The 20,866-nt window shown below is 38.8% G+C and carries 20 protein-coding genes; 9 read left to right on the top strand and 11 right to left on the bottom strand.

Features of this window, described 5'->3' with window-relative positions; all coding sequences use genetic code 11:
- Positions 1-14 precede the first annotated feature (14 nt).
- The 4 genes from NE558_RS13310 (at position 15) to NE558_RS13295 (ending at position 3,191) form a co-directional block, all read left to right on the top strand.
- Positions 15-1,109, top strand: coding sequence for a pyridoxal phosphate-dependent aminotransferase (locus tag NE558_RS13310; RefSeq protein ID WP_256150630.1), 1,095 nt, complete (start codon positions 15-17; stop codon positions 1,107-1,109).
- 72 nt (positions 1,110-1,181) lie between these two features.
- Positions 1,182-1,577 carry a hypothetical protein gene (locus NE558_RS13305; protein ID WP_256150629.1) on the top strand — a complete coding sequence of 132 codons (396 nt, stop codon included), beginning with the start codon at positions 1,182-1,184 and terminating at the stop codon, positions 1,575-1,577.
- 23 nt (positions 1,578-1,600) lie between these two features.
- A complete protein-coding gene (locus tag NE558_RS13300) occupies positions 1,601-2,515 on the top strand; it encodes a TIGR01212 family radical SAM protein (protein ID WP_256150627.1) in 915 nt (304 codons plus the stop codon).
- Positions 2,516-2,585: 70 nt separating this feature from the next.
- Entirely contained in the window at positions 2,586-3,191 is a 606-nt protein-coding gene (locus NE558_RS13295) for a DUF4364 family protein (RefSeq protein WP_256150626.1), read from the top strand.
- 199 nt (positions 3,192-3,390) lie between these two features.
- Here the strand turns inward: NE558_RS13295 and trmB are convergent, their stop codons facing one another.
- The 3 genes from trmB to NE558_RS13280 form a co-directional block, all read right to left on the bottom strand.
- Positions 3,391-4,026, bottom strand: a complete 636-nt coding sequence (trmB, locus tag NE558_RS13290; protein ID WP_256150624.1) for a tRNA (guanosine(46)-N7)-methyltransferase TrmB — start codon at positions 4,024-4,026, stop codon at positions 3,391-3,393.
- Between the two features lie 68 nt (positions 4,027-4,094).
- Positions 4,095-5,588, bottom strand: coding sequence for a hypothetical protein (locus NE558_RS13285; protein WP_256150623.1), 1,494 nt, complete (start codon positions 5,586-5,588; stop codon positions 4,095-4,097).
- A gap of 320 nt (positions 5,589-5,908) precedes the next feature.
- Entirely contained in the window at positions 5,909-6,373 is a 465-nt protein-coding gene (locus NE558_RS13280; RefSeq protein WP_256150622.1) for a CYTH domain-containing protein, read from the bottom strand.
- A 138-nt stretch (positions 6,374-6,511) separates the two neighbouring features.
- On the opposite strand from NE558_RS13280, the gene NE558_RS13275 reads away from it, so the two are divergent.
- Positions 6,512-7,063 (top strand): DJ-1 family glyoxalase III, encoded by a 552-nt coding sequence (locus NE558_RS13275; RefSeq protein ID WP_256150620.1) that lies wholly within the window; start codon positions 6,512-6,514, stop codon positions 7,061-7,063.
- Here the strand turns inward: NE558_RS13275 and NE558_RS13270 are convergent.
- Complete coding sequence (locus NE558_RS13270; protein ID WP_256150619.1) at positions 7,035-7,454, bottom strand: hypothetical protein; 420 nt, start codon at positions 7,452-7,454, stop codon at positions 7,035-7,037. The genes NE558_RS13275 and NE558_RS13270 overlap by 29 nt on opposite strands.
- Positions 7,455-7,542: 88 nt before the next feature.
- On the opposite strand from NE558_RS13270, the gene NE558_RS13265 reads away from it, so the two are divergent.
- A complete protein-coding gene (locus tag NE558_RS13265) occupies positions 7,543-8,064 on the top strand; it encodes a DUF6648 family protein (protein WP_256150618.1) in 522 nt (173 codons plus the stop codon).
- 120 nt (positions 8,065-8,184) lie between these two features.
- Here NE558_RS13265 and NE558_RS13260 read toward each other — a convergent pair whose 3' ends face one another.
- Positions 8,185-9,048, bottom strand: a complete 864-nt coding sequence (locus tag NE558_RS13260) for a MurR/RpiR family transcriptional regulator (protein ID WP_305145074.1) — start codon at positions 9,046-9,048, stop codon at positions 8,185-8,187.
- 287 nt (positions 9,049-9,335) lie between these two features.
- Between NE558_RS13260 and NE558_RS13255 the strand changes: the two genes are divergently transcribed.
- From NE558_RS13255 to spo0A, 3 genes are all read left to right on the top strand, one after another.
- Positions 9,336-9,842, top strand: coding sequence for a COG2426 family protein (locus tag NE558_RS13255; protein ID WP_256150615.1), 507 nt, complete (start codon positions 9,336-9,338; stop codon positions 9,840-9,842).
- A gap of 11 nt (positions 9,843-9,853) precedes the next feature.
- Positions 9,854-10,729, top strand: coding sequence for a 16S rRNA (adenine(1518)-N(6)/adenine(1519)-N(6))-dimethyltransferase RsmA (gene rsmA / locus NE558_RS13250; protein WP_256150614.1), 876 nt, complete (start codon positions 9,854-9,856; stop codon positions 10,727-10,729).
- Between the two features lie 609 nt (positions 10,730-11,338).
- A complete protein-coding gene (gene spo0A / locus NE558_RS13245) occupies positions 11,339-12,130 on the top strand; it encodes a sporulation transcription factor Spo0A (RefSeq protein ID WP_256150613.1) in 792 nt (263 codons plus the stop codon).
- A 188-nt stretch (positions 12,131-12,318) separates the two neighbouring features.
- On the opposite strand, the gene lepA is transcribed toward spo0A, so the two are convergent.
- The 6 genes from lepA to hemZ form a co-directional block, all read right to left on the bottom strand.
- Positions 12,319-14,130 (bottom strand): translation elongation factor 4, encoded by a 1,812-nt coding sequence (lepA, locus tag NE558_RS13240; protein ID WP_256150612.1) that lies wholly within the window; start codon positions 14,128-14,130, stop codon positions 12,319-12,321.
- 252 nt (positions 14,131-14,382) lie between these two features.
- The gene (locus NE558_RS13235) at positions 14,383-14,601 is read right to left on the bottom strand and encodes a hypothetical protein (protein WP_256150610.1); all 219 of its coding nucleotides are present in this window, start codon (positions 14,599-14,601) and stop codon (positions 14,383-14,385) included.
- 484 nt (positions 14,602-15,085) lie between these two features.
- Positions 15,086-16,537, bottom strand: coding sequence for a TrkH family potassium uptake protein (locus NE558_RS13230; RefSeq protein WP_256150609.1), 1,452 nt, complete (start codon positions 16,535-16,537; stop codon positions 15,086-15,088).
- 14 nt (positions 16,538-16,551) lie between these two features.
- Entirely contained in the window at positions 16,552-17,910 is a 1,359-nt protein-coding gene (trkA, locus tag NE558_RS13225; RefSeq protein WP_256150608.1) for a Trk system potassium transporter TrkA, read from the bottom strand.
- A gap of 253 nt (positions 17,911-18,163) precedes the next feature.
- Positions 18,164-19,411, bottom strand: coding sequence for a histidine--tRNA ligase (hisS, locus tag NE558_RS13220; protein WP_256150607.1), 1,248 nt, complete (start codon positions 19,409-19,411; stop codon positions 18,164-18,166).
- Positions 19,408-20,856, bottom strand: a complete 1,449-nt coding sequence (hemZ, locus tag NE558_RS13215) for a coproporphyrinogen dehydrogenase HemZ (RefSeq protein ID WP_256150606.1) — start codon at positions 20,854-20,856, stop codon at positions 19,408-19,410. Before hemZ ends, hisS begins: the two co-directional genes overlap by 4 nt.
- Between the last annotated feature and the right edge of the window lie 10 nt (positions 20,857-20,866).

Below are 20,866 nucleotides of genomic sequence, written 5' to 3'. Positions count from 1 at the left end.
CAAAGGAGCGTAGGATGATGCAACTGATTCATCAGCATGGCGGGGATTTAGACGCCATTGAAAGAAAATACGGTATTTCGAAAAGTGAAATTATTGACTTTAGCGGGAATATTAATCCTCTTGGTTTTCCTAAAACTGCGGAAAAAGCTTTAGCGGAAAACTTAAGTATTATCTCTACTTATCCCGATAAAAAATATACAACTTTAAGGCAAGCCATTGCGAAATATACAGGGGCAAGCACAGAGCATATTGTTGTTGGAAATGGCTCTACCGAGCTGATTTCTACTTTTATACAAACTGTTCATGCAAAAAAAAGCATCATCATTGGTCCCTCCTATTCCGAATATGAAAGAGAAGTAACCCTTTGTGGGGGCTCTTTCACCTATTTTCCTTTGGAGGAAAGAAATAATTTTTTTATCGATTTGCCCCCATTGCTGCGAGCATTAACACCGGAAATCGGTATGCTGGTTATTTGTAATCCAAATAATCCAACCGGTTCTGCCTTCACCACCAATCAGCTTGAAGAGGTACTAAAGCACTGTAAACAAATTGGTGCATCCGTTATGATAGACGAAACTTATATAGAGTTTTCCGATAATTTAGATGAAATTTGTGCCATTCCCTTGGTAGAAAAATTTGATAATCTATTTGTGGTTCGTGGTACATCAAAATTCTTTGCCGCTCCCGGCATTCGCTTGGGCTATGGTGTTTCTTCCAGCCAAAGCTTTTTGGATCGGTTAAAAACGAACCAAGACCCATGGAGTGTGAATAGTCTGGCGGCATTTGCAGGGGAAAAAATATTCCAAGATACCTTGTTCCATGAGACCACACAAAAATTAATTTCCGATGAAAGAAAAAAGGCATTTGCAGAACTTGCCACTTGGAAAAATGTGAAAGCATTCCCTTCTGCGGCAAACTTCATTTTGGTGAAGCTTCTAACAAATAAAATCACTGTTGCTGAGCTTTTTGAAAAATTAATTCAAAAGAAAATGCTTATCCGTGATGCTTCTTCATTCACTTTCTTGGACGAGTCTTATCTGCGCTTTTGTATACTCTCTCCAGAAAACAACGCTGCATTATTACAAGAATTAAAGCTTTGGATAGAGTAAAAAACTGACATCATTATTTTTCTCAATCAAGCACATATTACTTTAAAACCCAAAGGTTTTGAGGTGATTATTTTGAAGCAATCAATCAGCCATAAAGAACTCCATGGCTATTTAGATCTACTACGTGATACTATGACAGACGGGAGAAACTTCCCGCCTGCCCATGTACTTTTTTTTGATAGCCGCAGCTTTTATTACTATTTTGCCAAGTGTCCCTGCGGCAATAAAACAGTTGAGGAAATCCTTTTGCAAATGGAAAGTTGTATTCCTTTGGCAATTACCGAGGAAAGTCTTCAGCTTTTTTTATCTGCCTATAAGGAGAAGGATACTAATTATTTTACCCATTCCTTTTTAGAAAGCAGTAAGGCAGATTTTCTTCTTTTAATTCGCCATACTGCAGAGGATGAGGGCAAATGGCATGCCGTCATCAACCTATGTGACGGATTGCGGCAAAAAAATCTTTGCTAGACCCATGAGAGGAGCACTCCCAAATGGCTCAATACCCATATCGAAGCCTGAATGAATATTACAGAAACCTGTTTGGGAAAAAAACGGCTAAAATCTCTTTGGATGGCGGCTTTACCTGCCCCAATCGGGATGGTACCCTATCCACAGGAGGATGCATTTTTTGCAGTGAGGGCGGCTCAGGGGATTTTGCGGAGGATTCCACCCTTTCCATTTCACTACAAATTGAAAAAGGCAAAGCCCAGACCCAGAAAAAGTGGCCTGATGCATGTTATATTGCCTATTTTCAAGCCTTCACAAATACCTATGCCCCCATTGATGTTTTGCGGGCAAAATATGAAGAAGCACTAGCTCAGCCAGGTATTTCTGGCATTTCCATTGCAACTCGTCCTGATTGCTTGGATGATGATGTATTGGCATTATTGAAAGAGCTTACAAGCAAAACAAAGCTTTGGATTGAATTGGGATTGCAAACGGCAAATGAGGATTGTGCAAGATTTATTCGCCGTGGTTATACCAATGATGTGTTTGTGGAAGCTGTGAAAAGATTGCACCAACTGCATATCCCTGTCATAGCCCATGTTATTCTGGGTCTTCCTGGGGAAACTTCGGAGGATATGCTATCCACCATTTACTTTCTAAACCATCTGCCCATTCACGGCATAAAATTACAGCTCATGCATGTGCTTGCTAACACAGACATGGCAGTTCTTTACGAAACAGGGGCTTATACTCCCTTAAAAAAGGATGCCTACGTGGAAATTGTTGGAAAATGTATCGCCCATTTGCGCCCTGATATTATCATTTACCGCTTAACTGGTGATGGTGATAAAAGCATTCTTTTGGCACCCTTATGGAGCTTACACAAGCGTGATGTTTTAAATCGACTGCATCAATTCTTAAAGGAAAAGCAAATTCATCAGGGTGATACTTATAATTGATAAAATTTACTCTATCCTTTTTTGAAATTGTATGCTAAAATATATAATATTTTGAAAGGAGACCTGAACAGTGGCTGATCCCATTCGACAATTAGCGGAACATAAATTGATTATACTGCATCTGGTGCAAAAGATGGGAATCTCCCTTTCAAACAGCGAAATATGTCAGTTTTTGTTAAATAAAGAATATATGAATTATTTTTCCGTACAGCAGTATCTGGCTGAATTGGTAGATGCAGGTTGGCTGGAAAAATCAAAAGAACATAACAACACTCGATATACCCTTACTGATGATGGTGAAGATGTTATTAACTACTTTCAAAATCATGTGAGTGAAAGTGTAAAGGAAGACATCAGCGTTTATGTGAAGGAAAACAGCAAGCGTATTCGTGCTGAATATGCAGTCACCGCCAACTACTTTCCGGAGTTTAACGGTGATTTTCTTGTGAAATGTGGGTTATGCGATGATGATGGAGCGCCTTTAATGGAAATCAGTGTTTCAGTCGTTTCCAAGCAACAAGCACAGCAAATTTGCAGAAATTGGCGTAAAAACGTAAGTCATTTCTATGGTTCCTTTCTAACGTCCTTAGTTGTGAGTGATGACCCAATTCCCACTGAGTTTAAAGCTAGGTTAGAAAATTTTCCGGAACCTAATCCTGAGGAACAAAATAATTGAATTACATAAGATATGGAATTTTTTGCGGCTTATTTTTACCTGAATGAAAATAGCCGCTTTTTGTTTGGAAAAATGCAATATTATAATGTGTAAAATCTATTTAAAAGCAGTTATACTATTCTTTCACACTCTCTATTTCTCAAAAGTTTTCACTGCATGGAAAAAGGAGCCGCTTGCAACGACTCCTAAAAACACATTTCTATTTATCATACCTTGCTTCTAAACGGTATATAGGCATTCCTTGAGAGGAAAATTTCTCCTCATATTCCGTCATGATGTTTCCCTCATAATCGCTATTGTGCAAATCTAAAGAAATGTTTGAAAGCTTCCAGTTGTCAGCGCAAAATTCGTTTAATGAAAACTCAAACAAATTCCGATTATCCGTTTTGAAGAATACTTCGGCATGCTCCCCCATAATCTGACGATAACTCTGTAAAAATCCACGATAGGTTAATCTACGTTTATACATTCTCTTTTTCGGCCATGGATCGGAAAAATTCAGATATAACCTCTGAAATTCCCCCACCTCAAACAAATCTGAAAGGTTTGCGGCATTTTCCCAAATCAAAGCTAAATTAGGCAGCTCCGTATCTGTCCTCCTTGCCGCAAGGGCAACCACCGACTGTTGTCTTTCAATACCAATATAATTATTTTCAGGATATGCTTGGGCGTTCTTTGTTATGAAGCCCCCTTTCCCACATCCTATTTCTACATAAATTGGATTATCATTTCCAAAAAACTCTGCCCACTTTCCCTTTCTTGTGGGTGCATCCTGAATAACTCTGCTGTTATTCTCAAGCTCTGTTTCTGCCCAAGGCTTCTTTCTGATTCTCATAGCGTTCTCCTTTAATCCTATAAAATCTCATAAAGGTATCTTACTATTGAACGCTTGGAAAGGCAAGTCTATTTCTTTGTAAAAATCCAATAACCTAAAGCTCCATCATCCATTTTTCTGAATTCCCCAAAACCTAGCTTTGTAGCTTTTGTACGGTCCGGTAATTCCTCGGTACCTGGTACACCAATAGAATACCCATCATTTTGAGGCTTCCAAATAAGATGATGATACTTTTTCATTGCTTTGATAACAAAAAAATCTTTCATCCACGCTAAAGGAATCCCTTCCAAAAGTACCATCTCCTCGATGGAAATACATTTCCACGGCGTATCATCCTCCCCAAAGGGATAAATATTGGTATTGTCTTGCAACAGCTTATATCTATCCAAAAACTCTTGTACAGTTGCATTCCTATCCTCTACTACTTCCTCAAATGAATTCTGAGGCAAATCTTCTACAGATAGTTCTACCTTTGCAGGTTCTTGCAGTGTTGAGCTGGTAACAACACTTTTCGCCACTTCTTTTTCAGCAGAATCCGTTTCCAAGGTTTGTGCAATCTCCACATTTTCACTCTTATGAAGGTTTCTCCGTCCTGCCCGTTCAATTCGCTCCATTTCTTTAGAAGTAAAAATCCCCTCTTCCTGCAATTCCTCAAGCTCATTTCGGAATTTCTCCAAAAGTCCACGGAAACTACCGTGATAACTTTCTTTTTTGGTTTCTTTGGCTAAAGCAGGCTCGTCTTTTTGGCTTACAGTCTCGTTTTCTACCCCATCGTTTTTAATCCCATCTCTTTTCCAGTTCACTTTTGGGAGTCCAAAGGATAGTCCACTCATTGCCATTGCCTCTGCCGCCGCTAAGGTTGGTCCTTGAGGCACTTCTTTCATTCTTTCTGCTTCTTTTGCTTTTTCCACTTCTTTCATTCTTTCTGCTTCTTTTGTTTTTTCAGCTTCCGCAATTATTCTCTCAGCTTCTTTTGCTTTTTCAGTCTTTCTTATTCTTTCAGCTTCTCTTGCTTTTTCAGCCTCTCTTATTCTTTCAGCTTCTCTTGCTTTTTCGACTTCTCTTATTTTGTCTATACTCTTTACATTTGCCCCTTCTTTTCTATTTTTCAATTCTTGGTGCCCTTCATTTTTTTGTTTTGCAGGCTCTTTAAAATATGTACGCCAATCTGTCTTGCTCACAAAATACGCAGTCAATGGCGCAGAAAACCCTCCATCGGTCTCTGCCAGAACTGCAACTGTGTTAAAATCCTCCACGGTAGCATTTCTCTCCCCAAGACGATCCGGATTGAAGTCCCACTTCAATTCACAATGACCCGCTGCATCTGGCACCAAAACACCGCAGAAAAGGTTTGTTTGCTTCTCTTTTTCACCGGCTATGGCATACACAGCATATCTTCCTCTTTGAATCGGGCGTAAGCCTTGTACCGTCAGGCTGATTCTTCCCGTTCCATTTTTAATCTCCATTACACAGCTTCCCCAAGGTGCTCTTTGACCCAAGCCATAGCCTGCCGTTTCCTGTCTGAGCATCAAAAACACCTTGTCATATCTTCTATTATACATACTCGGCCTCTCCCCTTCGTTTGTCACTTGTCCATCGCTATAATTTATGCATATCAAAAATAAAAAAGACCATGAAATGAAAAAAAGCATCCCCAAAGGATGCCGTAAACACAACATAAATGATAATTGATATTATTTAGTTAAACGAAAGTAAAAGAAAAAAGCAAATCTTGAAGATAAAGAGATACTAGATTCCCCCTTTATTCGTACACAGAGATAAAATTACTAAATGCATCTAAAATGATAACCATAAAAATTTCATCAAAACGTTCACCTTTAATATAAAGAGAATCCATAAGCAGATACGGCTTTAACTCTATCTAGGCTTCCTCTCTTGGCTTTCCATAAAGGGCAAGTGCTGTATTTTTGTATCCCATCTCAAAAGAAATATCCTTTCCAAACCAACTTGGGGCAACAAATGCCTCCGCTTCCTCTAGTGTTGGAAACTCCACCTCCGTTGTCATTAACCCTTCTAATTCCCCCTCATAAAGGTCTAGCTCAGCCATATAACCACTCTCAACGGGAATATAATACCGCTTTTTTCTAACACAATTTCCCTCGGTTTTTTTGAGAAGACCATCAAATTCCTGCTGATTTATCTCAATCTCAAATTCTTCCCTTGCCACATGACCCTTTCCTTTAACTGTTAAAAAATACTGCTCTTGGCTCTTACGAATGCGTATTGTTGGTTGAAAGGAAATATAAGCTTGTATCATTTGTTTGCACAAAAAATTGTCCAAGGAAAAGGGAATTTCCTTAGTTAAATATTTTTTTTCAATTTCCAAATAACCACCCCATATTGTTTTTTTACAGCATAATTCCTACCCTACTAATGTGTCAAGGGCATTCTTGATAATTTTTGGCTTTTCGAATATAATAAGTTTAATATGCTTTTTTCAATTCAATAAATGGAGGTTAAGCCCATGAAAACTGTTTATATTTTTCTTGCAGAAGGGTTTGAGGAAATGGAAGCGGTAACGCCCTTAGATTTACTGCGCCGTGTTGGAGTAAATGCAAAATTTGTTTCCATCGGTTCATCCTTGCAAGTAAATGGTGCCCACAATATTTGTTACACTGCGGATATTTTTTTTGATGAGGCAGCAGCCAATAAAGCCCATGGCATCGTTTTGCCCGGAGGCATGCCAGGCACTCTAAATCTTCTGGCTCATCAAGGTCTGTGCAGCTTAATTCAAAGCTACTATGAGGAGCAAAAACCTGTTTGTGGAATTTGTGCAGCCCCCTTAATTTTAGGCGAATTAAACCTTTTGAAAGGCAAAGTTGCAACTATATATCCAGGCATGGAAAATAAGCTGCTTGGTGCGGTTCCATCCAAAAATCAAGTATGTGTTGATGGAAATATCATTACTTCCCGCGGACCAGGTACAGCAATTCCTTTTGCTTTAAAACTTGTTGAAATTTTTGCAGGCAAAGAAGCGGCCGAAAAGCTTACAGCCGATATTGTTTATCAGATATAACAATTTCTCCAAAAATAAGTGGCAGCTCTGCTGGTAAAAAACAGTTTTTACCCAGTTTTTCTGCGGCGGCTTCAACATCTTTCAGTTCCAAGTCATATATGTATGAAATCTCTTGTGGTGTATAGGAAGCCGACATTCCTCGGGAAAGCTCTCTGCCAAACATTTTGCAGATGAGAGATGGCCCTGTTTGCATTAAGTGTAAAAAAGTGCCTTTTGTTATAATTGCAAGTTTTTCTTGTTCCAATATATTTGAAAGCTCTGTTGCGGACAGACATAACAGCTCTGAAACCTGCTCTTGTGCATATGGTTGCGTCTCTGTTTTTAAAAAAATATCTATCGCTGCAATTTTGGGCTGAATTACCCTTTGATAAAAATCTAAAAAAGTCTGCATATGTATCCTCTCCCTAATTGTTCTCCCCTCATTGTAACAGGATGAATCAGGAGAAAGCCACAGGGAATGGATGGAAGCGAGGCAAAGCATGAATGCAATCCAAAAATATTTCAAATACCGGCAAAGTCTGATTGACCAATACATCAAAGGGGATATGACAAAAAAGGAATATCTCCAAAAAAACTATGAGGCTGTAGTCTATGGAAACATTGGGCCTTTCACAAATATGGATACTGTGGAAAAGGCATTATTTAACTACCAATACTACAACGCCTTAGCAAAAGAGCAAAAAACAATCAGCACTACAAAAGATATGGATTATGAACTGAAACAAGATTCCTTGGAACAAAGCAGCTATTACTACCATAAAAAGGACAAAGCAACCCTCGCGGTCTTACGGATGCTTGACTATAGAGGAACAGAGGCCTACTTTGTAAAGGTGCACAGTAAATATCTTAAGGGAAAGCTTTTTGAAATTGTAATCGAGGAAGAGGATATCATTCTTCATTCCACCAGTACATTCATTTTAAAATGCCTTCGGGAAGAAGGTGTTTTCAGCGAAGGCAGCCGAAAATCCTTAATTGATGACTATGTAAACCACCGATATTAAGGTTTTTTCTATAAAAATATAAAAAAGGGGCTCTAAGATATTAGGCCCCTTCTTTTTATATTTAATAAATATGTACTTCTTTTCATTAGACAATAGTATTAAAACAATCCCAGATCTTCTCTAAAAGAGACCAACTTTGGAAATATATTTATCAATAAGCTGTAATTTCGCCTCTGTTGAATAGCCCATCTTTCTGCTGATAAAAGAGCATAACAACTCCATGGTGAATAAAACTCCGACATAGGAATTGAAGAATGTATTGCTGTCCACACTCACCGTCAACAACTGGGTTGCATACTGAGCCAAGGGAGAGCTTGCCTTATCAGTAATCAAAATAATCTTCGCCCCTGCATCATAAGCCATTTGTGCCGCCAATAAATCCATTTCGGAATATCTGGGGAAGCTGACTGCAATAATGCAATCGTTCTCTGTAATATCGCAGATATGGTCAATGACATTCAAGGCTGGGTGGTTAGTTTCGTAAACATCAGTCAATAAATGTTTTAGCAACAACAGCATCATATCCCCAATACAGGTGTTTGCTCTGGAAGTAACTATAAATTTCCGCTTACTTCCGGCAATAAGCCCTGCGGCTCGTTCAAATGCCAGTGTATCGTTATGATTAATGGAATATTTTAAGTTTTGCAGCACATTGGAAAAATAGCTTTCTACAATATCGCTTTGCCCTAACTTGCTAATGGACAGCTTAAGCCTTTCCGAAGGCACTGTAATATTATCTGAAACACTATTGATTCTTTCAGTATAAGTCTTTCTAATACTTTTTTGAAAATCCATAAATCCTGAATAACCCAGTGTCCTTGTGAATCGGATTACCGATGAATCGCTGACATGAAGCCTTTTTGCAATATCGGTAGAAGTAATAAAACAAGATTCCGCAAAATTGTCCAAAATAAATTCGGCAATAAGCTTTTCTTTTTTTGTCAGTTTAACGCCCATCAGTTGCGCTCTTAATTCCTCTGTCAAACCCTTCACCCCTTCAATATATATAAAAAATGATATATCTATCTTAATAAAACACCATTTTATTTCACAAAATACTATCGAAAGTAAATATATTCCTATTGATATATTATAACCTTATCAATACCATAATTTCAATACAAAACTGCAAAAGAACTTGAAAGAAAAGATTAATATTTTTTTCATAACTATCTGTTGTTTCAACTATCATATTAGTATATAATATAGATTCAAAGTATGGTAAAAATCAGCATGGGTCTCTCCCATGCTCTTTTTCAGGAGGAATTCAATTGGCTGAAACTATCGCAAACTGGTTTGTTACAAATTTACAAGGTTCCATCGCAAGGGAATTTATTGTTTTCATCGTATCCATGCTGCCGATTCTGGAGCTTAGAGGCGGTATTATTGCAGGTTTTGCAATGCAAATGGATTGGCTGCCAACTTTCATCATCGCGTTGATTGGTAATCTACTGCCCATTCCGTTTATCTTGCTTTTTATCCGCTATATTTTCAGAGTATTGGAAAAAACACCCTTACGCAACTTTGTTGCATGGTGTGAAAATAAAGCGAATGCCAAAAGTGAGCAAATTCGTAAATACGAGTATTTGGGCATATTTCTTTTTGTTGCAGTTCCCCTACCAGGCACAGGGGCATGGATGGGCGCTTTAATCAGCGCACTACTTAACCTGGATCCCAAAAAATCTTTCTTTTTCATTGTATTGGGCGTATTTACTGCAGGAATTATCGTATCCATTTTATCCTTCGGCTTATTAGGCCGCTTAGGCTTTGGCGCATAAAGGAGGCAAGCATGACAGAACGAATATCCACCCCTTCAAAAACAAAACAGATTATTGAGGAGAATCATTTTACGTTCAAGAAGAATTTCGGGCAAAATTTTCTCATTGACTCGAATATTTTAGATAATATTTCCCAATGTGCAGACATTACCAAAGAGGACTGTGTGTTGGAAATAGGCCCAGGCATTGGCTCTCTCACTCAAGTTTTGGCAGAAAATGCTAGAGAAGTGGTTGCGGTGGAAATTGACAAAACGCTGATTCCCATTTTAAAGCAAACATTAACGGGTTATGAAAATGTAGCAATTTTAAATCAGGATATTTTAAAAACAGATATAGATGCAATTATTGCTGAAAAGAATAACGGCAGGCCTATTAAGGTAGTTGCTAACCTTCCCTATTACATCACCACCCCAATTATAATGGACTTGCTGGAAAAAGAACGGCATATTGATTCCATTACAGTCATGGTGCAAAAAGAAGTGGCAGAACGCATGCAAGCGGGCCCCAAGGAAAAGGAATATGGAGCCTTATCCATTGCAGTGCAATATTATTGCGATGCGAATTTAGATATGATTGTTCAGCCCTCTTGCTTCATGCCTCGTCCAAAGGTGGCCTCTGCGGTAATTACCCTTAAGGTTCTTCCAGAACGCAAGGTTATCACCAAAGATGAAGATTTGTTTTTCCACTTGGTGAAATGTGCCTTTGGTCAGCGTAGGAAAACATTGCTGAATAGCTTATACAATCAAGGTGATTTAAATCTATCCAAAGAAGAACTTACCGCAATCATTACTTCTTTGGGCTGGGACGAGCGTATTCGTGGAGAGGCTCTGCCTATTCAAGACTTTGCAATTTTAACTGACGCAATCTTTGATAAACTCCATCATTAATTTCGTTGAAGCGGCTAGGGAAACGACTTTTGTCTTTTCACTAGTCCTTTTCTTTATTTGAAAGGATACTTTTTTCATTCAAAACCAGCAAGGTCAAAGCTATAAGTACATTATTTTTCAATTTATGTTCTTATGCATAAACATTCCTCAGGATTCATCAAGTTTCATAATATTTCGACTTATTGTATCTTTTTCTATTATGAAAGAGTTTTAATATATTACAATTCAGTTAATTATTTATCAGCATGAATATGGACCGTGCAATATTCTTTTTAACATTATGTCACACTTTTTATAGAAAAATTAATCATTGGGCACATTTTATTAAAGAAAATGAAAAACTCGACAAGAAAAATATACCATTTTCAACCGCAAAACCTGTCTTTTTTCTTCATTTCCTCTATTTCCCAATGCCACGAATCCCCAGAAATCAGCACGGGCAATATTCCCCAGTGCAAACAGTGGGATTTTTTACAATATTGTTAAATTTTCGGTCTGAATTTGTCTGGCGAAAACACCTTGTCACCAGAAAATTCCTGTACTATAATCATTCCAAAAGCAAGTAATATTTGCATATTCATTCATCAAACAACAATCGGAGGGATCATTTTGAATCAAAATAAAATAAAAGTGCTGTTAGCCGATGATAATAAGGATTTTTGTGATTTAATCGCAAATCATCTGAGTAAACAGGATGACATGACTGTTGTCGCAGTTGCCGTAGATGGCATAGACGCCATGAACAAAATTAGAGATACAGAACCGGACGTTGCAATTATTGATGGTATCATGCCTCGTCTGGACGGAATCGGCGTTTTGGAAAGACTGCAAAAAAACAGTGATATCCATCAGCCTGTAACAATCATTCTTTCAGCTTTGTCTCAGGACAAGGTGGTTCAAAAAGCTATGGATTTGGGTGTTTCTTACTATATGGTAAAGCCCTTTGATATGGATGCACTAACACAGCGAATCAGACAGCTGTTGCAAGAAAGACCCATGATTAAAAGTGGAATCCCCTCCTTTAGTCAAACACAACCTAATGTAGCTTATGATTTGGAAACAAAGGTAACGAACATTCTACATGAAATTGGTGTTCCTGCTCATATTCGTGGCTATCATTATATGAGAGAAGCTATTATTATGAGCGTAAACGATATGGATGTATTAAATTACATCACAAAAGAGCTGTATCCTTCTATTGCAAAGAAGTGTAACACTACACCCTCTCGTGTAGAGCGTGCAATTCGCCATGCTATAGAAGTGGCTTGGAACCGAGGCAAAGTTGATGCCATTGATGCCCTTTTCGGTTATACTGTAAATAACCACAAAGGCAAGCCTACCAACAGCGAATTTATTGCGTTGATTGCCGACAGATTGCGTCTAGAGCAAAAAGCCGGTTAAATCATAAAAAACTCCTTTTATCATTTTATCCCCAAATATATTGAAATTTATAGACCCGGATTTGATTCGGGTCTATAAATTTGCCCAAAAATTTTGAGGCCATTACCCATAATAAATAAGGAAACAGGAAAATCAGAAAAAAAAGGCGCCAATGCAATTTGCAATGACACCTCTATGTGTAAGCAATGTTATTCTTCTTCTAGCTTTAATACACTCATAAACGCCTGCTGAGGCACCTCTACGCTGCCAATCTGACGCATACGCTTCTTGCCCTCTTTCTGCTTCTCAAGCAGCTTTTTCTTACGGCTGATATCACCGCCATAGCATTTCGCCAAAACGTCCTTACGCAGGGCACTAATGGTTTCTCTGGCAATAATTTTACTGCCGATTGCCGCCTGAATGGGAATTTCAAACTGATGTCTGGGAATTTCCTTTTTCAGCTTTTCACACATTCTTCTGCCTCGATCCACAGCAGAATCTTTATGCACAATGAAAGAAAGGGCATCCACCGCTTCTCTGTTTACCATAATATCCAGCTTTACCAATTCACTTTCTCGATATCCTATTAAAGAATAATCAAAAGAAGCATAGCCTCGGCTTCTGGATTTCAAAACATCAAAGAAATCATAAATAATCTCATTCAAAGGCATTTCATAAGTCAGTGTAGCTCTGGTATCATCCAGGTATTCCATACTGATGTACTCGCCACGTCTTTGTTGACAAAGCTCCATAATGGCCCCTATATAATCCTTAGGCAGCATAATTTCTGCTTTTACAATGGGTTCCTCCATTTTCTCAATACGAGCCGGATCTGGCATATTGCTGGGGTTTGAGAGGTCAAAGCTCGTCCCATCTGTCAGATACACCTTATAAATAACACTAGGCGCTGTTGTCACTAAGTCAAGATTATATTCTCTTTCCAATCTTTCCTGAACAATTTCCAAATGCAACAATCCTAAGAAACCACAACGATAACCAAAACCTAAAGCAATAGATGTTTCAGGCTCAAAAAATAACGCTGCATCATTTAGTTGTAATTTTTCCAAAGCATCTCTCAAATCAGGGTATTTCGCGCCATCCACAGGGAATAAACCGCAATATACCATTGGGTTTACCTTTTTATAGCCATGCAACGCTTCAGCCGTAGGTCGATGTGATTCCGTTACCGTATCACCAACCCGTGTATCCGCAACGTTTTTTATACTGGCAGTAAAATAACCTACCATACCGGCTTTCAATTCTTCTGTAGGAATATATCGTCCTGGGCCAAAAATACCAACCTCAATTACGTCAAACTCCTTGCCTGTGGCCATCATGCGAACCTTGCTTCCCTTGCGCACAGTCCCATCAAACACACGCATTAAAACAATAACACCTCTGTATTGATCGTAAACCGAGTCAAAAATCAATGCCTTTAAGGGTGCTTCTGGGTCTCCATTTGGCGCAGGAATGTCAGTAATTACACGTTCCAAAACAGTCTCAATGTTTATTCCGTTTTTTGCAGAAATTTCAGGGGCATCCAGAGCGGGTATGCCAATGATGTCCTCAATTTCTTGCTTTGCCCAAGCAGGGTTTGCACTAGGCAGATCTATCTTATTGATAACAGGTAATATCTCCAAATTGTTATCCAGTGCCAGATATACATTTGCCAATGTTTGGGCTTCAATGCCCTGTGCAGCATCAACAATTAAAATGGCACCCTCGCAAGCTGCCAAACTTCTGGAAACCTCATAGTTAAAGTCTACGTGTCCCGGCGTATCAATTAAATTAAATTCATACTCTTCACCATCACTTGCACGATAGACAAGACGCACCGCCTGAGATTTAATGGTAATGCCTCTTTCTCTCTCCAAATCCATATTATCCAAAACCTGCTCCTGCATTTCTCTGTCAGTAAGCAGGCCTGTTTTTTGAATCAGTCTGTCCGCCAAAGTGGATTTGCCATGGTCAATATGTGCCACGATACAAAAATTTCGGATATTCTTTTGTCTGTCGGACATGAATTTCCCTCCTAAATTGTAAATTTACATGTAGAAAAAATAATAATCGTTGGCTGTAAACCCATGAAAACAGTCCTGTTCCACAGGCATCTTGCTTATTGCTTGAAAACATTCCACAAGACCCCATAATCCTGATTTACTAAAAATCTCTCGCCAACAAATTTATATTACAAAAATTCCACTTATTTTTCCGTTAAAATCCTACCGATTATATCATATAAAAGACTGCTAAGTCAAAGAAATTCGAGGAATTCAAGGTGCTTCTTTCTCATCCTTTTTTTCTTTCTCTTCCTTGGCTTTTTCCTTTTGCACAAAAACTACCCAGCACAAAGCACAAATGCACGCCATTATCCAAAAAACCCATGATATCTGTTTTATAAACGCCCCTAGCAGTACAAATACAAGGAAACCAATCTGAAAAAAGAACTCCGTTTTTAATGTAGTTTTTTGATTTTCCTCAGAATCTTTCATTTCATCTTTCCTTTCTTCTAAAATTCTCACTTGCTCATCAGTATATCATAATCTGTGAAAAACAACCATATAAACATCTTTTAAGAATACAAGCCGTATTCCTTTTAGAATTTCCTTATTCTTAAAGGCAAAACTTTCTTTCATTTATTGAAAAAATCTTATCTTATGAAATAAAACTTCTATAATTCAATATAATATTATTTTTTCTATAGATATTTTTAAAATTCCTTAAGCGTAGCTTAAGGTTCCATTCATAGATTATACATATTTATATTGTAAACTTTAGGAGAAGTGAAAAGGACGCCCCCTTTTACTTCTGCCCACGGTTGCTTCCCCGAGTAACCGCGGGCCCCTTCCAAATGATTGGAAAAATTCAGCAATGAATTTCCAAAAGGTTAGCTACCCTTAATCGGTTTATATAGATAACACACACACCCCTTAAAAAGAAAAGCAGCCTAATGGCTGCTTTTCTTTTTACACACATTTACATATAACTTCTTCGCCAAACCGATGGCGCAAATAACATAATAATCGGGAAAATTTCCAATCTGCCAAGCAACATGTCAAGGCAAAGCACAAGCTTGGAAAAATCCGAAAAAAAACTGTAATTTTCAACGGGACCTACCATTCCCAGCCCCGGCCCAACATTGCCCACGCAGGTCAACACTGAAGTCATGGAAGTTGTAAAGTCAAAATTATTTAGAGAAATTAATAAAAATGACCCAAAAGTGATAAACAAATACACAATAATAAATCCTGTTACACCACGCACAATTTCCTCATCCACCTTATGATCATCCAATTTGATAATATTGATTGACCTAGGATGCACAATATGGCGTATTTCCCGACCTGCCATCTTAAGCAGGATAATTAAACGAGAAACCTTAATTCCACCGCCGGTAGAACCCCCACATGCACCAACAATAATTAAAATCATAAGTAGAGATTTGGAAAGCTCCGGCCATAAATCATAATTTGCCGTTGCAAAGCCGGAAGTACTAATTATGGATAGAACTTGAAAAGCCGCATGTCGAAAAGCACTTTCTACGGTTGGATATAAACTCAGAATATTTACTGTTATAATTCCTATGGAACCTAAAATAATGAAAAGATAATATTTTAGCTCCTCGTTTTTAAAGACATTTTTGGTATCCTTAATCAAAAGAAAGTGATATAAATTGAAATTTAAGCTGAACAAAAACATAAATATCGTTATGATATACTCAAAATAAGGCCTGTTATATGCTGCAATGCTGGCATTTCTAATGGAAAAGCCACCAGTCCCCGCTGTTGAGAATGAATTCACAATACTGTCAAACAAAGGCATGCCTCCTACAAACAATAATACAATCTGCAAAAGAGTCAGCACAATATAAATGCCATATAACAGCTTTGCTGTAGCCTTCACCTTAGGCACCAGCTTACTCACTACCGGCCCCGGTGCTTCCGCACGCATTAAGTGCATGGACCGCTCGTCCACTGCTGGCATTATGGCCAGCATGAAAACCAGAATTCCCATACCCCCAATCCAGTGGGTAAAGCTTCTCCAGAATAAAATACTCATAGGCAAGCTTTCAATATCCTTTAAAATGGATGCTCCTGTTGTTGTAAACCCTGATACTGTTTCGAAAAAGCAATTAACAACACCATCAATGGCACCGCTAAAATAAAAGGGCATTGCACCAAAAATAGACATTATAATCCATGCAAGGGCAACGATTACAAAGCCCTCCCGCCCATAAATCTTCTTGTCTTTGGGCTCGGCTTTTACAAAAATTGTACCAACGAGCAATGCAATGCCAATGGTAAGAAGAAAGGCTATCAGTGCTTTCCTTTCACCATAAAATATGGCAATCAATGCAGGGGCACATAAAAATAACCCCTCAACCCTCAAGATATTGCCTAATATATAGGCCATCATATGATAATTCATATCTATTCTCCGTTTTATTTTTTAATTTCATTTAAATCAGAGAGGTGTTTTTTTGTCGTAACCACAACAACATTATCACCTTTCTCAATCTTGTCATTTCCGTTGGGGATGATTATTTGTGGCCCTCTAATAATTGCAGCCACAATAAGCCCATCTCTTCTTTGGAAATTTTTCAAAGGAATTCCAACAATGGAAGAATCCTCTCTAACCTTAAATTCAACCGCTTCAACCTGATCATTTATCATGGTATGCAAGGTTACAACGTTATTGTCACTCATAGAATTCTTCATTGCACGCACATATCGAACGATATTTTGTGCAGCAATTGTTTTAGGTGAAATAAAACTGTCAATATTTAAGCTATCCATAATTTCATAGAAAGAAATTTTATTTACTTTTGCAATGACCTTTGAAACCTTCTTTTCCTTGGCATATAAAGCAACAATAATATTCTCTTCATCCATTCCAGTTAAAGTTACAAATGCATCGGTTTTTTCTAAGCCTTCTTCATGCAAAAGCTCTTTTTCCGTTCCATCACCATGAATGATAACAGATTCCGGCAAAACCTCGCAAAGATACTCACAGCGTTTCAAATCTTTTTCAATAATCTTTACCTTTACATGGATTGAGCTTAACTCCTTTGCCAGATAATACGCAATTCTTCCCCCACCAACGATCATAACAGATTTCACACCAGTACGGAAAACGCCAATGGCACGGAAGAAGTTGGCGATTTCTAAATGAGAAGCGGTAATATTAATTTTATCTCCCGCCTTTAGCACAAACTCGCCCCCGGGGATAATAATCTGCTCATCACGCTGCACAGCACAAATCAGTATCTTTACCTGAAACTCTTTGTAGATTGCCCAAAGGGGCATACCATCTAATGGACTATGCACAGGTATTTTTAACTCAACCATCTCTACTTTCCCACGGGCAAAAGGTTCTATTTTGATTGCCGAAGGGAATCTGAGCAGTCTGGAAATTTCTGTTGCTGCCGCTAATTCAGGGTTTACCGCCATACTTAAACCCAATTCCTCTTTAATTAGATTCATCTGCTGAAAATACTCAGGATTACGAACACGAGCAATAGTATTTTTTGCGCCAAGCTTTTTGCCCAATAAGCAACAAAGCATGTTCACCTCGTCCGCCGAAGTAGCCGCAATTAACACATCTGTTTGCTGAATACCTGCCTCTTTTAAAACCGATGCTGTTGCACCATTTCCTTCAATACAGAAAATATCCATGGTGTTACCGGAATTCGTCAATACCGCCGCATTATTATCTATCACTATTACATCATGTCCTTCTAGAGAAAGCTGATTGGCAATGGTACTACCAACCTTGCCATCCCCTACAATAACAATCTTCAATTTACTTCCTCCTTGAATCTATCAATTCTAAAATTCCATGCATTTAATTAGATACATGTCCCGCCATTTATCATATTATGCTATCACTTTCCTATCAGAAATACAAGGCATTTCAAATAAATATAACCAACCATACAATTATTGCATAGAAAAGCGCCTCCAAGAAATTAAGAGACGCTTTTTTATCTATATATTTGTGTTTATTACTCTATTTTTATGCATAATACAGAATCATTTTATAACCTGATTCACATTATTTGCACTTCTCTGCTAAAACTTGAGACAATTCTGACAGAGTGACCGTTGTCTTTTCACCGGTTTCCATTTCTTTCAATTCCACTGTATCATTTTCCAATTCACTGTCACCAATAACTAAGGAGTATCTTGCACCAATTTTATTGGCATATTTCATCTGCGCTTTTACGCTTCTCTCAACAGTATCGCAATCTGCAGAAATACCGGCTTTTCTCAGAGCCAAAGCAATTCCTTGGGCCTTCACAAAACCCTTATCTCCCATGGAACCAATAAATACATCTCTTTTGGGTACTTCCGTAATTTCACCCTTTTGCTTTTCTAAAATCATAACCAACCGCTCAATACCCAATCCAAACCCAACAGCACCCGTCGGCTTTCCGCCGCATTCTTCAATCAGTTTATCATAACGACCACCACCGCAAACAGTAAGCCCATCAGAAACAAATTCAAACACTGTTCTGGTGTAGTAGTCTAAACCACGGACAATTTTGGGGTCAATGGTAAAAGCAATGCCCATCTCAGTCAAAATATCTTGTACCTTTTGGAAATGTTCGGTGCATTCCTCATCCAGACATTCTAGAACAGAGGGTGCATTTGCAATAATTTCTTTACATCTTTCTTCCTTACAATCCAAAACCCGCAAAGGGTTCTTTTCAAAACGCTCCTTGCAAGTAGGACAAAGCTTATCCAAATTCTGTCCAATAAAATCCCGTAGGGTTTTGTTGTAGCGGCTTCGGCAATCCGGGCAACCCAAGCTGTTTATCCGCAGCTCAACACCTTCAATGCCCATCTCCTCCAATAAAGCAGCAGCTACCGAAATGGATTCTGCATCCTGAGCAGGACTGTAGGAACCCAGCATTTCTACGCCAAATTGGTGAAACTGACGCTGACGACCCGCCTGGGTATTTTCGCAGCGGAAGGTAGGGGAAATATAATACAGTTTTGTTGGCTGTGCCTGATTGTGCATCCCGTGCTCAATATACGCACGAGCAACACCTGCTGTACCCTCAGGACGCAACGTTAAGGAGCGATCTCCATCATCTGTAAAGGTATACATCTCCTTTTGCACAATATCTGTAGTTTCACCAACGCCACGCACAAAAAGCTCTGTAAATTCAATAATGGGTGTTCTGATTTCGCCAATTCCAAAGGTATGGCAAAGCCGTCTCATTTTATTTTCGATTTCCTGCCAAGCAGTTACCTCTGCGGCATAAATATCCTTTGTGCCTTTCACCAACTGAATCATTTCCATCCTCCTTTAGGTAATCCCTGTTCCTTTCTTGCAATCATTTCGTCAATCCTTGCGATATAATCCTCAACACTCTTGACGTTAAAAACTCGCTCAATTTTATCCGTAACAGGGTCCACAGTTTTTGTGCTTGCTCCTGCCCCCGCCGCCAAAACCGTTTGTTTTTCCTCCATAATTTGAACGTTGTATACACCCTCTTTACCGGGATGGCAGTAACCAACGTTTTCAAAATTCCCAACCATATTTTTCTGACGATACATATAATAAGGCTCCATGCCCATTTTTTCTGCATATTCCGCAGCTATGGCAAGCATTTTTTCCAGAGACTCTGCCGTTGATAAGGTATGCTTGTCAAATTCCTCCTTCAAACGAGATGCCCGTTTTACCGCCAACGTATGCACCGTAATATTATCTGGAGCCAATGCTAAAATTTCCTTCATGGTTTGTTCCACATCTAGGGGTTCCTCCCCTGGTAAGCCTAAAATCAAATCCATATTGATATTTTCATGTCCCAACTCTCGGGCTTCATGAAAAACCCGGCGAATATCTTCTACAGAATGCTTTCTTCCAATTCGCTTTAAGGTTTCCTCATTCATGGTTTGAGGATTAATGGAGATACGGTTTACACCATATTCCTTCATCAACCGCAGTTTTTCCTTAGTGATGGTATCGGGACGTCCCGCTTCCACGGTATATTCCATATCCTCTGTATGAAATAGCTCTGCCACCTTTCTCAAAAGCCGCTCCAATTGCAGTTCCGATAAAGAAGTGGGTGTACCTCCACCGATGTAAATATTCTTCAGTTCAAAGTCCTTACCATACTCAGCCAAGAATTCCAATTCTCGAAACATAGCATCCAAATATTCATCTACCCTATCTTTATACTGCGCCAAGGGATATGCAGTAAAGGAGCAATATAAGCATCTGGTTGGGCAAAAAGGAATACCAATATACAGACTGATATCGTTGGGCTTGTTTCTACCCAAAAGCTTTTGCTCTGCCTTGGCAACGGTTAGGGCAAGTCTTGCCTTGTGCTCCATTACCAGGTAATCCTTTGTCAAGTATTCTAAGGCAAATTCATCGCTTTTCCCTTCTGCCAAAAGCCCGCTGATAATTTTTGCGGGGCGCACCCCTGTAAGTAAGCCCCATTGGGGACGCAAACCTGTTTCTCTCTTTAGAAGCTCATAAATTGTAAGCTTTACTAGTCGCTTTTCTTCCTTTTCTGATGTGTCTTCCCCATATGGTAAAGACCATTCATGCACCTTTTCCCCATCACGATAAAGCATTGCCGAAGCAATGCCATTTTCCATACAACTGAGAACGGATAAGCCTAAAGAGGCAGCTTCCTCCGTTCGGATATAATGAAGGTTTGGATAAAAAACCTGAATCATTGTCTGTACATCATTTTGCAGTTCATGTCCCTGAAGAATATAGTGTATCATTCGTAATTCC

The organism is Anaerotignum propionicum (assembly GCF_024461735.1).
Lineage (GTDB): Bacteria > Bacillota > Clostridia > Lachnospirales > Anaerotignaceae > Chakrabartyella.
Note: the sequence above shows the minus strand (reverse complement) of the source record. Positions and strands in the feature narration are given on the sequence as shown.